12 protein-coding genes and 1 tRNA gene are annotated in these 13367 nt (G+C 57.2%); all 13 read left to right on the plus strand.

Annotated elements, in window-relative coordinates; translation table 11 throughout:
- The first annotated feature begins 34 nt into the window (after positions 1-34).
- The 13 genes from AAF659_RS09240 (at position 35) to AAF659_RS09300 (ending at position 12979) form a co-directional block, all read left to right on the plus strand.
- Entirely contained in the window at positions 35-1447 is a 1413-nt protein-coding gene (locus AAF659_RS09240; protein WP_349751458.1) for a DUF1329 domain-containing protein, read from the plus strand.
- 84 nt (positions 1448-1531) lie between these two features.
- Positions 1532-2716: a WD40/YVTN/BNR-like repeat-containing protein gene (locus AAF659_RS09245; RefSeq protein ID WP_349751459.1), complete on the plus strand. Its 1185-nt coding sequence runs from the start codon at positions 1532-1534 to the stop codon at positions 2714-2716.
- A 39-nt stretch (positions 2717-2755) separates the two neighbouring features.
- Complete coding sequence (locus AAF659_RS09250; RefSeq protein WP_349751460.1) at positions 2756-5140, plus strand: efflux RND transporter permease subunit; 2385 nt, start codon at positions 2756-2758, stop codon at positions 5138-5140.
- 147 nt (positions 5141-5287) lie between these two features.
- Positions 5288-7219 (plus strand): threonine--tRNA ligase, encoded by a 1932-nt coding sequence (gene thrS, locus AAF659_RS09255; protein WP_349751461.1) that lies wholly within the window; start codon positions 5288-5290, stop codon positions 7217-7219.
- A 2-nt stretch (positions 7220-7221) separates the two neighbouring features.
- Positions 7222-7764, plus strand: a complete 543-nt coding sequence (gene infC, locus AAF659_RS09260; RefSeq protein WP_349751537.1) for a translation initiation factor IF-3 — start codon at positions 7222-7224, stop codon at positions 7762-7764.
- A gap of 55 nt (positions 7765-7819) precedes the next feature.
- Positions 7820-8011 carry a 50S ribosomal protein L35 gene (rpmI, locus tag AAF659_RS09265; protein WP_095617772.1) on the plus strand — a complete coding sequence of 64 codons (192 nt, stop codon included), beginning with the start codon at positions 7820-7822 and terminating at the stop codon, positions 8009-8011.
- 34 nt (positions 8012-8045) lie between these two features.
- Complete coding sequence (gene rplT / locus AAF659_RS09270; RefSeq protein ID WP_077528962.1) at positions 8046-8405, plus strand: 50S ribosomal protein L20; 360 nt, start codon at positions 8046-8048, stop codon at positions 8403-8405.
- A 96-nt stretch (positions 8406-8501) separates the two neighbouring features.
- On the plus strand, positions 8502-9500 hold the full coding sequence (gene pheS / locus AAF659_RS09275; protein WP_349751462.1) for a phenylalanine--tRNA ligase subunit alpha: 999 nt from the start codon (positions 8502-8504) through the stop codon (positions 9498-9500).
- 31 nt (positions 9501-9531) lie between these two features.
- Positions 9532-11904, plus strand: coding sequence for a phenylalanine--tRNA ligase subunit beta (gene pheT, locus AAF659_RS09280; RefSeq protein ID WP_349751463.1), 2373 nt, complete (start codon positions 9532-9534; stop codon positions 11902-11904).
- A 3-nt stretch (positions 11905-11907) separates the two neighbouring features.
- Positions 11908-12213 (plus strand): integration host factor subunit alpha, encoded by a 306-nt coding sequence (gene ihfA, locus AAF659_RS09285; protein ID WP_349751464.1) that lies wholly within the window; start codon positions 11908-11910, stop codon positions 12211-12213.
- Positions 12191-12547, plus strand: a complete 357-nt coding sequence (locus tag AAF659_RS09290) for a MerR family transcriptional regulator (RefSeq protein WP_349751465.1) — start codon at positions 12191-12193, stop codon at positions 12545-12547. Before ihfA ends, AAF659_RS09290 begins: the two co-directional genes overlap by 23 nt.
- 74 nt (positions 12548-12621) lie before the next feature.
- Entirely contained in the window at positions 12622-12837 is a 216-nt protein-coding gene (locus tag AAF659_RS09295; RefSeq protein WP_349751466.1) for a hypothetical protein, read from the plus strand.
- Between the two features lie 65 nt (positions 12838-12902).
- Positions 12903-12979 (plus strand) — tRNA-Pro (locus tag AAF659_RS09300).
- Positions 12980-13367: the final 388 nt, after the last annotated feature.

Consider the following 13367-nt stretch of genomic DNA (forward strand, 5'->3'; position numbering starts at 1 on the left):
CCGGCTGGTAGCACAAAACAACAGGACCCTAACGATGCGAAATAGAGAACTACGGCTGAGCCGCGCGCTTGTGGCCGCCGTTACCGGTGGGCTTTTGCTTGGCACGGCAGGCCCGCTGGCCGAGGTTTCCAGTTCCGAGGCGGCCCGTTTGGGCGGCGAGGAATTTACGCGTTTCGGTGCTCCTAGTGCCGGCAGCGACGATGGCGTCATTCCAGCCTACGACGGCGGGCTGGACGGCCCGCCGAGCAACGTTGACTACGGTGGCTCCGGTGACTTTCACCCGAATCCGTTTCCGGACGATAAGATCCGTCATACCGTCACGGCGGACAACATGGGCGAGTATGACCAGTACCTGACTGCCGGAACCAAGGCGCTGCTCGAGACCTATCCGGATACCTACGAGATCAATGTCTATCCATCACGGCGCACAATGGCCTGGCCGGACAGGATCCTTAACAATATTGAGGAAAATGCGACCGAGGCGGAATTGGTGGGTGAAGGCAACGGCATTGACGGTGCCTACGGTGGTATTCCTTTCCCTATCCTGCATGGCACTAATGAGCAACAGGCCCAGCAGGCCATGTGGAATCATCTGACCAGCTGGCGAGGTATCTTCGTGAATCGCCGTTCCGGCGAGGTGGCCGTTGAAACGGATGGCGACTATAGCCTGACCATGTCTGAACAGGAAATTTTCTACAACTTCTACAACCCGGAAGGGGATGAGAGCACGCTTGAAAACACGCTGTTCTATTATCTCTCAGAGGCCACATCACCGCCGCGTCTGGCCGGGGGCGCGGTACTGATCCATGAGACGCTGAACCAGGTTAATGAGCCGCGCCGGGCCTGGGGCTACAATGCCGGTCAGCGCCGGGTACGTCGGGCGCCCAATCTGGCGTATGATTCGCCCATTGCGGCTGCGGACAACCTCCGAACCGCGGATGAGACGGACCTGTTCAACGGGGCACTCGACAAATATAACTGGGAATATCGCGGCATTCAGCAGTTTTACATTCCGTATAATAATTATGATATCGCTCAGCGTGGACTTGAGTACGAGAAGATTCTCGGTAAAAAACACCTGAATCCAGACCTGCAGCGCTGGGAACGCCATCGGGTGCATGTGGTTGAGGCCAATCTCAAGGAAGACAAGCGCCATATCTTCTCACGCCGAGTCTTCTACATCGACGCGGACAGCTGGAAGGTTGTGAGTGTTGATCAGTACGACGGTCGCGGTGAACTCTGGCGGGTGAGCCAAGCCATGGAGAAGAGCTACTACGAGGTACCCACAGTCTGGACGGCGATTGACGTGTTCCACGATCTCCAGTCCAAGCGGTACCACGTGCAGGGGCTCGATACCGAGGAAGGGCAGACCCGGGTATTCACGGACCGTGTGCCGAACCGACGGTATTTCTCTCCCCAGGCGCTGCGGCGTCGCGGGCGCCGCTGAAAGAGGCTCGGACAGACCCGGCGCAGCCCGGGTCTGCTGGCGTCTGGAACCCTTAAATCAGTTCAAGTCAGAAAGGCAGTCTGAATGTTCTCTCGAACCAGGAAACGTATTGTCGGTATCGGTATGACCGCTGCTATTGCTGCTGGTGGTGTCGGATCGGCGCACGCCGAGCGCGACATCCTTGAGATACCCGCGCTGGACACGGATCTCGCGGCCGAGTCTTTGCTGCTGGATGTGGAGCATCTTGGTGATCGGCTGGTCGCTGTGGGTGAGCGTGGCCATATTGTTTACTCCGACGATGGCGGCAAGAGCTGGACTCAGGCGGAGGTACCTGTCTCCGCAACACTCACTGGCGTTGATTTTCCAGAGGGCAACGCCAGTGAGGGATGGGCGGTAGGCCACAGTGGTGTCATCCTTCACTCCGGTGATGGTGGTGAAACCTGGGAACACCAGTTCGATGGCCGTGAAGGCATCCCTAAGCTGGTAACCCAGTATGAGCAGCGGATTGACGCCCAGAAGGCGGAAATTGAAGCGGCTGAGGATGAAGGTCGCATATCGGACCTGAAGTGGGAGCTGGATGACCTGATCTACGCACGGGATATCCTACAGGAAGATCTGAAAAAGTTCGGGCCCTGGCAGCCGATGCTGGACGTCTGGTTCCGGGATGCTGATTACGGCATCGCGGTTGGCGCCTACAACCTTATTTACCGCACGGAGGATGGGGGTGAGACCTGGCAGCCGATTTCGGACAGTATCGATAATCCGAACCGCTTCCATCTTAATGAGATCACACAGGTTGAGGGGGGCGAGCTCTATATCGCGGGTGAGTCGGGCTTTGTGTATCGCTCGACCGATGAAGGCAGGACCTGGGAAACCCTTGAGCCCGGGTATCCAGGGTCCTTCTTCGGTGTTGTCGGCACTGGTGACGGCGGTGTACTGGCCTTCGGTCTGCGCGGCAATGTCTACCGCTCACAGAATGGAGACGAGTGGAAATCAGTGGATTCCAGCAGCGACCGTACGCTCAACGCCGGGGATGTGAATGACGAGGGAGAGATCGTTATCGTCGCCAACGACGGGGCTGTGATCTACAGCAGCGATGGCGGGCAGAGCTTTTCAGAGCATGTCCGCCCGGCCCGCCATTCCTACGTGGGCGTAACCCAGGTTCCGGATAATGGCTTGGTGCTGGTGGGTGAAAACGGGGCGGTTCTTACAGACCGTCGTGGCAAGGGTCAGGAAGAAGACCCGCTGATGGCGCCTGAACCCGACTGAACGGCAGTACCCCAGCAAACGGTTTTGAGGATTTACTGAATGTCTAACTGGAATTCCGACGGTGAGCGACGCGCTCCGTCCGCGGGCACTGAGCCCATGATTGAGCGGCTGATCTTCAATAATAGGCCGATCATCCTGATCGTCTTTCTCGCGTTGACGTTGTTTCTCGGCTACAACGCGGTGAAGATCCAGCCCGATGCCAGCTTCGAGCGGCTCATACCGCTGGAGCATCCTTACATCGTCAATATGATGGAACACCGCGAGGACTTGTCGAACCTAGGCAACTTTGTGCGGATCGCTGTTGAGAACGAGGACGGCACCATCTTTGAAAAGGAGTACCTGGAGACGCTTGAGAAGATTACAGACGAGGTCTTTTATCTTAATGGCGTCAATCGTTCCGGCCTCAAGTCACTCTGGACACCCAATGTCCGGTGGCAGGAGGTCACGGAGGAGGGCTTCCAGGGTGGCACCATAATACCGGATGATTATGATGGCTCCTCTGAGTCGTTGGAAAAGGTGCGTAACAACGTACTGCGCTCCAGCACTATAGGCTCACTGGTAGCGGACGATTTTGAGTCTTCAATTATCTACGCGCCGTTGCTTGAGCAGAATCCGGAAACCGGCGAGCCGATTGACTATCGGGCATTTTCACGCCAGCTCGAGGAAAAGATCCGCCAGCAGTTCGAGGAGCAGAATCCCAGTGTTGATATCCACATTGTTGGCTTTGCCAAGCTTGTGGGTGACCTGATCGAGGGGATTGAGTCCGTTGCGCTGTTCGCGCTGGTCACGATTGTGCTGACCACAGTGTTCCTGTTCTGGTACTCACGCTGCATTGCCGGAACCCTGGTGCCCGTGCTTGTCTCGATCATCGCAGTGTTCTGGCAGATGGGCATTCTGCGTCTGCTCGGCTACGGCCTGGATCCCTACTCGGTTCTTGTCCCATTCCTTGTGTTCGCGATCGGAATAAGCCACGGGGTGCAGGTGGTCAATGCCATGGCGCTGGAGGCGGCCAAGGGCTTTGACCCGCTGACCAGCGCCCGGCTGGCGTTCCGGTCCCTCTATATCCCCGGTATCGTCGCGCTGGTCAGTGACGCCTTCGGTTTCCTGACGCTGCTGTTCATCGAGATCGACGTGATCCGGGATCTGGCAGTAGCGGCTGGCATCGGGGTAGCGGTAATCATCATTACGAATCTGGTGTTGCATCCCGTGGTCATGTCCTACATCGGGATCACAAAAGGTGGCGTCAAGCATGTGCAGAACCATGAGGGTGGCGCGGATCGCAAGTGGCGCCTCATGTCCTACTTTGCCCATCCCGGCGTGGCACCGGTTTCATTGCTGATCGCAGTGGTCGGCTTTAGTGTTGCCATGTACTACAAGCAGGATCTCAAGGTCGGCGATCTGGATCAGGGGGCACCTGAACTGCGGCCTGAAAGTCAGTACAACCAGGACAACCGTTTTATAGTGGACAACTACAGCCAGTCCGCGGATGTGCTGGTCGTTATGGTTGAGACGCCACCAGAGACCTGTACCGAGTACCCGGTTCTGCGCTCGCTGGACCGGCTCCAGTGGCGGCTTGCCAATACCAAAGGCGTGGAGTCGACCGGCTCTTTGGCGGATGTTTCCAAGATCGTGACCCGGGCGCTGAATGAAGGCAACTGGAACTGGTACGAGATCTCCCGGAACCAGACCATTATCAATGCCTCCATCCGGCAGGCGCCGAGTGGCATGATCAACACCGATTGCAGCCTCACGCCGCTGGTGGCCTATCTCGACGATCACAAGGCAGAGACCCTGCGCCGTGTGACCGACGAGGTGGAGGACTTTGCGGACGAGTACAACAACGACAGTCACCGCTTCCTTCTGGGTGCGGGCAATGCCGGTGTTGAAGCGGCCACCAACGAGGTGATTGCGAGTGCCAAGAACAAGATGCTGTTGGCCGTCTATGGCGTGGTCTCGTTGCTGTGTCTGATCAGCTTCCGGTCTGTGCGTGCCGTGCTCTGTGTCATCCTGCCGCTGGGGTTGACCTCGATCATCGCTGAGGCGCTCATGGCCCAGGCCGGTATCGGCATCAAGGTCGCCACGCTACCGGTCATCGCGCTGGGTGTTGGTATTGGCGTGGACTACGGTATCTATATGTTCAGTAAGCTGGAGCGCTTCCTGAAAGCAGGCTATCCGCTGCAGGAAGCCTACTTCGAGACACTGCGCAGCACCGGCAAGGCCGTGGCCTTCACTGGTATCACACTGGCGCTGGGCGTGTTCACCTGGATGCTATCGCCGATCAAGTTCCAGGCGGACATGGGCCTGCTGCTGACCTTTATGTTCCTCTGGAATATGGTCGGCGCCATTTGGCTGATGCCGGCTCTGGCGCGGTTCCTGCTGCGGCCTGAGAAAATGGCGGCCAAGGCGGGTAACGGACCGCAGTAAAAACGCGCATTGCGCCGCGGGCCGCACGTGTCGCTGGATTCAAAGCGAATCCGGATGGCCGTGCGGCTTTTCCATTGTTAGAATTTTGCGCTTACCAGACATGCATGTGATCTTTCGTGGGGATCACCACTGACAGGAGCCGTTTTAATGCCCGTCATTACGCTGCCGGACGGCAGTCAGCGCACTTTCGATCATCCCGTCACTGTCGAGGAAGTAGCCCGCAGCATTGGTACTGGTCTGGCCAAAGCCGCTGTGGTCGGCAGGGTTAATGGCGAACTGGTGGATACCGGCCATACGATTGAAGACGACGCGCAAGTCGCGATCGTGACAGATCGTGATCAGGAGGGCATTGAGGTGATCCGCCACTCCACGGCCCACCTGATGGCCCAGGCGGTCAAGGAACTTTTCCCTGACGCCCAGGTAACCATCGGGCCTGTGGTGGAAAACGGGTTCTATTACGATTTCAAGTATGACCGGCCTTTCACGCCGGATGACCTCGAAAAGATCGAAAAGCGGATGCAGGAATTGGCGGATCAGGATTACGCCATTGAGCGCTCGGTCATGAACCGCGAGAGCGCTAAGCAGCTCTTTGATCGCATGGGAGAAGCATACAAGGTTCAGATCATCGATGACATCCCGGGTGAGGAGCAGCTCTCGTTCTACAAGCAGGGCGAGTTCATCGATCTGTGCCGCGGCCCGCATGTCCCCAGAACCGGTCGTCTTGGAGCCTTTAAACTGACCCGCGTGGCTGGCGCCTACTGGCGGGGGGATACCGACAATGAACAGCTCCAACGGATCTACGGCACCGCCTGGCCGGATAAAAAACAGCTCAAGGCCTATCTGCAGCGGGTGGAAGAGGCAGAAAAACGCGACCACCGCAAAGTTGGCAAGAAACTGTCGCTCTTCCATATGCAGGAAGAAGCCCCCGGTATGGTGTTCTGGCACCCCAAAGGGTGGACGGTCTATCAGCAGATTGAGCAGTACCTGCGGGGCAAGTTGCGCAGTCACGGTTACGATGAGATCCGGACGCCCCAGGTGGTGTCGCGGAGTCTGTGGGAGCGATCCGGTCACTGGGAAAAATTCCAGGACGACATGTTCACCACTGAGTCCGAAAAGTTCGACTATGCCATCAAGCCCATGAACTGTCCCTGCCACGTGCAGGTTTTCAATCAGGGCCTTAAGAGCTACAAGGAGCTGCCGCTGCGCCTTTCCGAATTCGGCTCCTGCCATCGTAACGAGGCTTCGGGAGCGCTGCACGGCCTGATGCGGGTTCGCGGTTTCACCCAGGATGACGCCCACATCTTCTGTGAGGAGTCTCAGATCCAAGCTGAAGTCGCTTCCTTTATGGATTTGCTGCATGAGGTCTATCAGGATTTCGGCTTCCGGGAAATTCAGTACAAGCTTTCCACTCGTCCTGAGCATCGGGTGGGGTCGGACGAGATCTGGGATAAATCGGAAAAAGCGCTGGAAGAAGCGTTGAACAATGAAGGCGTTGAATGGGAGTTGCTTCCGGGTGAGGGCGCTTTCTACGGGCCCAAGATTGAATTCTCGCTGACGGATTGTCTGGAGCGGGTGTGGCAGTGCGGCACTATTCAGGTGGATTTTGCTATGCCTGGGCGATTAGGGGCCGAATACGTTCCAAGAGACCAGGAGCAGGGGCGTCAGACACCGGTCATGCTGCATCGGGCCATCCTGGGATCGTTCGAGCGCTTCATCGGAATCCTGATTGAGGAGTATGAAGGCGCGTTCCCCCTTTGGTTGGCTCCCACGCAGGTCTCGGTACTTACTATCACGGACAACCAGGCCGATTACGCCCGGGATTTGGCGCAGACACTTGAGGAATCAGGCTTTCGCGCCCATGCTGACTTGAGAAACGAGAAAATCGGCTTTAAAATTCGCGAGCATACGATTGACAAGGTACCCTACCTGATCGTGGTGGGCGACCAGGAAGTCGAGAAAGGCGAGGTGGCTGTCCGGACCCGTACTGGCGAGGATCTGGGTACCATGACTCTGGAGGAGCTCCAGAGCCGTCTGGAGACGGAATCCAAACGCAAGGGCAGAGTCGAAACGGAGACCTAACTATCAAAAAGTCGAACCCGCGTGGTGGCCGCAGTCAGCGTCCACCGATCAACGAGAACATCGAAGCATCCGAAGTTCGCCTGATCGATTCAGAGGGCAATCAAGTGGGTATCGTGCCTCTGGAAGAGGCGCTTGAGAAAGCGTCGGAGGCTGATCTGGATCTGGTCCAGATGGCGTCTGATGCAGATCCCGTGGTCTGCAGGATCATGGACTATGGCAAAAAGCTGTTTGAGGAGAAAAAGGCCAAAGCAGCTGCCAAGAAGAAGCAGAAACAGATCCAGATCAAGGAAGTCAAATTCCGTCCTGGAACTGAAGAAGGGGATTATCAGGTCAAACTGCGCAACCTGATACGTTTCCTTGAGCAAGGGGATAAAGGCAAGGTCACCATTCGCTTCCGCGGACGTGAGATGGCGCACCAGGAAATCGGCATGCAGCTTATGCAGCGTGTTGAGTCCGACATTGAGGAGCTTGCTCAGGTTGAGCAGCGGCCCAAGATGGAAGGTCGTCAGATGACCATGGTGGTTGCCCCCCGCAAGAAGAAATGACGGTCTCTCTGCGAGCTGTCATCCATTATCTGATCTCGAATGCGGAGTAGTTGAAATGCCTAAGATGAAAACCAACAGCGGGGCGGCGAAGCGCTTCAAGAAGACGGCCAACGGCTTCAAGCGCAAGCAGTCGCATACCAGTCACATCCTGACCAAAAAGAGTCCCAAGCGGAAGCGTCAGCTTCGTGGCACGACTCAGGTGAACAAGAGCGACGAGGTTCATATCCGTCGCATGCTTCGCCAGTAAACCGTTCAAGGTCAGTAGATAGAAGGATTGGATTATGCCTCGCGTTAAACGTGGTGTAGTGGCGCGTCGTCGTCACAAGAAGGTTATGAAGCAGGCGAAGGGCTACTACGGTGCCCGTAGCCGTGTGTATCGTGTTGCGAAACAAGCAGTCATCAAGGCGAAGCAGTACGCTTACCGTGACCGCAAGCAGCGCAAGCGCCAGTTCCGCGCGCTGTGGATCGCCCGTATCAATGCCGGCGCCCGCGCTAATGGGCTGTCTTACAGCCGCCTGATCGCGGGTCTCAAGAAGGCCAATGTCGAGATTGATCGCAAGGTTCTGGCGGATCTGGCGATGAATGAAAAGCAGGCGTTTTCGGCAGTCGTGGAAAAGGCTAAGACCGCACTCGCGGCCTGAGCTCTTCATCGTCCGCTGAAAACCGGCCCGTCAGGGCCTCACCTGGATCAGTAGGGGAAGAGCACGCTCTTCCCCTATTTTTTTGGAGTCCAATGCATGGAGAATCTGGAAGCCCTGCTCGAACAGGGGCTGAATGCGGTTGAGGCGAGTGCGGACCTGAAACAGCTTGAGCAGGTCCGGGTTGATTATCTGGGCAAGAAAGGCCATCTCACGGCGTTGCTCAAGACGCTGGGCCAGCTCAGTGCTGAAGAGCGCCCGGCAGCAGGCCAGCGCATCAACCAGGCGAAAGAGCAGGTCCAGAATGCGATCGCTGAAAAAAAAGAGCGATTGGAAGCTGAGGCGATGGAGGCCCGGCTGGCCTCCGAGTCGATTGACGTAACGCTGCCCGGTCGGGGGCGTGACGCGGGTGGCCTTCACCCGGTGACGCGGACGCTGCGCCGCATCGAGTCCATATTCGGCGGCGCTGGCTATGAGGTCGCAGAAGGGCCTGAGATCGAAGACGATCACCATAACTTTGAGGCGCTCAACATACCGCCCCATCACCCGGCCAGGGCCATGCATGACACCTTCTACTTCAATCCGGGCACGGTGCTGAGAACGCATACGTCGCCGGTTCAGATCCGTACCATGGAAAACGGTGAACCGCCGTTCCGCATGATCTGCCCGGGTCGGGTCTATCGCTGTGATTCGGATCTCACGCATACGCCCATGTTCCACCAGGTGGAGGGGTTGCTCGTCGATCGTTATGCCAGCTTTGCCGACCTCAAGAGCACCATCGAGGCGTTTCTGCGGGCGTTCTTTGAAAAGGACCTGGCCGTGCGTTTCCGTCCTTCCTATTTCCCGTTCACAGAGCCCTCTGCTGAGGTGGATATCGAGTGGGGGCGGGATGGTGATGGCAATACACAATGGCTGGAAGTGATGGGATGTGGTGTGGTCCATCCCCATGTGTTCGACAACTGTGGTGTGGATCCGGAGCAGTGGTCGGGGTTTGCCTTTGGCTTGGGCGTGGAGCGCCTGGCGATGCTGCGCTATGGCGTAACCGACCTGCGCCAATTCTTTGAAAACGATCTGCGCTTCCTGCGCCAGTTCCGTTGAAGCCCGAGTGGAATAAACAGGATTCAGACCGATGAAGTTCAGCGAACAGTGGTTGCGGGAGTGGGTCAATCCCCGCATGAACAGCACCGAACTGGTAGAGGCCATTACCATGGCTGGCCTGGAGGTGGATGAGGTTGAGCCGGTGGCCGGCGACTTCGGTGGCGTTGTCGTGGGGGAAATTACCGCGATTGAACCTCATCCGGAAGCGGATAAGCTGAGCCTTTGCCGAGTATGGGATGGCCAGGAAACCCTGGATGTGGTCTGCGGCGCACCCAATGCCCGATCAGGGCTCAAGGCGCCGTTCGCGCGCCCAGGGGCGTCCCTGCCGGGAGGCATGGCGATTGAGCGCACGCAGGTACGGGGGCAGACGTCCAACGGCATGCTCTGCGCTGAATCCGAGCTTCAGCTCTCCGACGCCTCTGAGGGGCTGATGGTGCTGGCCCCTGATGCCGAGCCCGGAGCGGATCTGCGGCAATGGCTGCAGTTGGACGATCAGAGCCTGGATGTGGATCTCACGCCGAATCGCAGTGACTGCCTTTCCATCCGTGGCGTGGCGCGGGATCTGGGGGCTTTGACCGAAGAGCCCTTTGAGGATCTGGAGCCCGAGCCGGTGCCGGCTGCGCATTCCGAGATCCCTGCCATACGAGTGGACGCCGCTGCCGGCTGCCCACGTTATGTTGGGCGCATCATCCGTAACGTCAATGTTGCGGCCGAGGCGCCGGTCTGGATGAAGGAGCGGCTGCGACGTTCCGGTATCCGCAGCATCGACCCGGTAGTGGATGTCACCAACTACGTCATGCTTGAACTGGGGCAACCCATGCACGCCTTCGACCGTGCTCAGGTTCAGGGCGGCATTGTTGTGCGTATGGCTAGCGAGGGAGAAAAACTGACTCTGCTGGATGGTCAGGAACTGACCCTCGGCACAGACAATCTGGTGATCGCTGACCACGGCAGGCCTTTGGCGTTGGCCGGCATAATGGGCGGTGAGGGCTCCGGTGTGTCCGGTCATACCCGGGATATTGTGCTGGAAAGTGCGTTCTTTGACCCGATTGCCCTGGCCGGTAAAGCCCGGGAACATGGGCTGCACACGGACTCCTCCCACCGCTTTGAGCGCGGTGTTGATTGGCGACTTCAGAGGGCGGCCACCGAGCGCGCCACAGCGCTGCTGCTTGCTATTGTTGGCGGCGAACCCGGCGAAGTGATTGAAGTGGTCAATGAGCAGCATCTACCCAAACAGACGACTGTTCATCTGCGGGAAGAGAGGGTGAGCACGGTGCTTGGTCTGGTGATCGACCGTACCACCATTGAAGAGATCCTGGCTCGACTGGGCCTCAGGGTTGTGCATCTTTACCGCGACGGCTGGAAGGTGGAAGTTCCCAGCTTCCGGTTTGATATTGCCCTGGAGGTGGATCTGATCGAGGAAATCGGGCGGATCTATGGTTACAACCGCATGCCGGTCACCGAGCCTGAAGGGCGCCTGCGTCTGCGCGCCGAACCGGAATCCCACCGGCCACTGGATCGGGTGCGGGATCATCTGGTGGCCCTGGGCTACCAGGAGGCTATCACCTACAGCTTTGTGGCGCCGGAACGTCAAAACCAGATCACGCCGGAGGCGGAGAGCATCGAGCTGGCCAATCCAATTTCAGCGGATATGGCAGTGATGCGGACCAGTCTCTGGCCGGGGTTACTGGAAACGCTGGCACACAACCAGAAGCGCCAGCAGAATCGCGTCCGGCTTTTTGAAACCGGGCTGCGATTCGAACGCAATGGCCAGTCAATCGAACAGGAGAGCATGCTGAGTGGCCTGCTCAGCGGGCCTGTTGCCAGTGAGAACTGGGTCAATGGCAACCGGGAAGTGGACTTCTATGATGCCAAAGGGGATCTGGAATCGCTTGGCGCCATGCTTGGCCAAGACCTGCGTTTAGCAGCAGAACGTCACCCAGCACTGCATCCGGGGCAATCAGCCAGGGTCTATGTGGGGGAGCAGCCCGTAGGCTGGATTGGCGCCCTGCATCCGAAGATCCAGAAATCACTGGATCTGAATGGCAACGTTTGTCTGTATGAACTAAGCTTGGACACAGTTCTCAACGGGCATGTCCCTCATTTCAAAGCTTTTTCAAAATTTCCTGAAGTTCGCCGTGATTTGGCTATGCTTGTGGCGGAAGAAACGGAATGGGCGGCGGTTGAGAATGTGGCGCGGGAAGCAGCCGGCGAGCTGCTGACCGGGCTCAGGGTGTTCGACGTTTATCAGGGCGAGCATGTGAAGGAGGGCTGCAGAAGCTTGGCGTTAAGTCTGTTCTGGCAGCACTCTGAACGTACCCTGGGTGACGCCGAAGTGCAGCGATTGCTGGACGGCGTTACCGACGCATTGAGCACAAGGCTGGGAGCGCAGTTGAGGAGTTAGCGAATGGCAGCACTGACCAAGGCAGACATGGCGGAAAGGCTCTATGAAGAGCTGGGGCTGAATAAACGTGAAGCCAAGGAAATGGTGGAGGCGTTCTTCGGTGAGATCAGCGAATCATTGGGCCATAATGAGCAGGTCAAGCTCAGTGGTTTTGGCAATTTTGATCTGCGGGATAAACGCCAGCGTCCGGGGCGCAACCCCAAGACGGGAGAAGAAATCCCGATCAGCGCGCGGCGTGTCGTGACTTTCCGGCCCGGCCAGAAGCTCAAGCAGAAAGTAGAAGCTTATGCTGGAACCCAGCCACAATAACGAACTACCGGCCATTCCGGGTAAGCGCTACTTCACCATCGGTGAAGTGGCGGAGCTGTGCTATGTAAAGCCGCACGTGCTGCGTTACTGGGAGCAGGAGTTCCCGCAACTTAATCCGGTTAAGCGCCGGGGTAACCGGCGATATTACCAGCGTGCGGATGTGTTGCTTATCCGCCAGATAAGAAGCCTTCTTTACGATCAGGGGTTCACGATCGGTGGCGCCAAGCAGAAGCTGAGCAGCGAAGACACCAAGGAAGAGGATACCCAGTACAAGCAGTTGATCCGCCAGATGATCACTGAGCTGGAAGACGTTCTGGATGTTCTCAATACCTGAAGGCTTTGCCTGCCTTGAATCAATCCAGGGGCGCCCTTAAAATGATTCATAAATAATGAATCATATGGTAACCCATGGAACGTTTGCTTCTGATCGCTAACAGTGCTCTCGCTATCAGCCTTCTTGTTATCGGCATCTGTGTTCTGGTTGCGTATCCCTTTGCAGACTACATCAATATGGCAGGCCAGATTGCTGCCCATATAACCATGCTCATCTGTGCGCTGGGTGTTAAAGTCTCCTATATTACGCGCTTGGTGGCACTGAAAGAATTGGGGCGAGTTCTGAACTGACCCCTTCCATTTACAAGCCCCTTTCGTTATCATTTGCGCCGCTGTTCACATAGAACGCCTGGGTCCGGGGCGTGGCGCAGCTTGGTAGCGCGCTGCTCTGGGGGAGCAGAGGCCGCAGGTTCAAATCCTGCCGCCCCGACCAATTCCTTTCGAGTTATTTCAGTGTCTTAACGCTGCCTCCTGTAGGTTCCAGCACATTTTCAGCACACTCAGGCCCTACGGCCTTGGCAATCTCGCGCTGATCTCCCTGCTGATCGATCCACTTTAAGTACACCGTGAGCGTCATCGTCACCGCTGGTGTTCAAGGCTCTTTATCCGTCCGTCCTGCAGAGTTCGAGTTGATGGTCTCCTCCTCAAGGTAAGATCGAACACCTTTCGGAGCGATATCGGGCCAACCCGGTATTTTTTCTAGTGATTTGAAAAATGGGAAGCTATTCTGTACAAGCATTGAATCTGCTCTCCCCAATCTTATGATGTCGCCCCTCCTTGTTTGTCCCATCTGTGGGTAATTTCGAGACTGACTTAGTGCA

This window comes from Salicola sp. Rm-C-2C1-2 (assembly GCF_040196175.1).
Taxonomy (GTDB): domain Bacteria; phylum Pseudomonadota; class Gammaproteobacteria; order Pseudomonadales; family Oleiphilaceae; genus Halospina.

Excerpts from the sequence above, each read along its gene's own strand:
- AAF659_RS09240 (WP_349751458.1), top strand. The coding sequence starts at position 35 with ATGCGAAATAGAGAACTACGGCTGAGCCGCGCGCTTGTGGCCGCCGTT.
- AAF659_RS09245 (WP_349751459.1), top strand. The coding sequence starts at position 1,532 with ATGTTCTCTCGAACCAGGAAACGTATTGTCGGTATCGGTATGACCGCT.
- AAF659_RS09250 (WP_349751460.1), top strand. The coding sequence starts at position 2,756 with ATGTCTAACTGGAATTCCGACGGTGAGCGACGCGCTCCGTCCGCGGGC.
- thrS (WP_349751461.1), top strand. The coding sequence starts at position 5,288 with ATGCCCGTCATTACGCTGCCGGACGGCAGTCAGCGCACTTTCGATCAT.
- rpmI (WP_095617772.1), top strand. The coding sequence starts at position 7,820 with ATGCCTAAGATGAAAACCAACAGCGGGGCGGCGAAGCGCTTCAAGAAG.
- rplT (WP_077528962.1), top strand. The coding sequence starts at position 8,046 with ATGCCTCGCGTTAAACGTGGTGTAGTGGCGCGTCGTCGTCACAAGAAG.
- pheS (WP_349751462.1), top strand. The coding sequence starts at position 8,502 with ATGGAGAATCTGGAAGCCCTGCTCGAACAGGGGCTGAATGCGGTTGAG.
- pheT (WP_349751463.1), top strand. The coding sequence starts at position 9,532 with ATGAAGTTCAGCGAACAGTGGTTGCGGGAGTGGGTCAATCCCCGCATG.
- ihfA (WP_349751464.1), top strand. The coding sequence starts at position 11,908 with ATGGCAGCACTGACCAAGGCAGACATGGCGGAAAGGCTCTATGAAGAG.
- AAF659_RS09290 (WP_349751465.1), top strand. The coding sequence starts at position 12,191 with ATGCTGGAACCCAGCCACAATAACGAACTACCGGCCATTCCGGGTAAG.
- AAF659_RS09295 (WP_349751466.1), top strand. The coding sequence starts at position 12,622 with ATGGAACGTTTGCTTCTGATCGCTAACAGTGCTCTCGCTATCAGCCTT.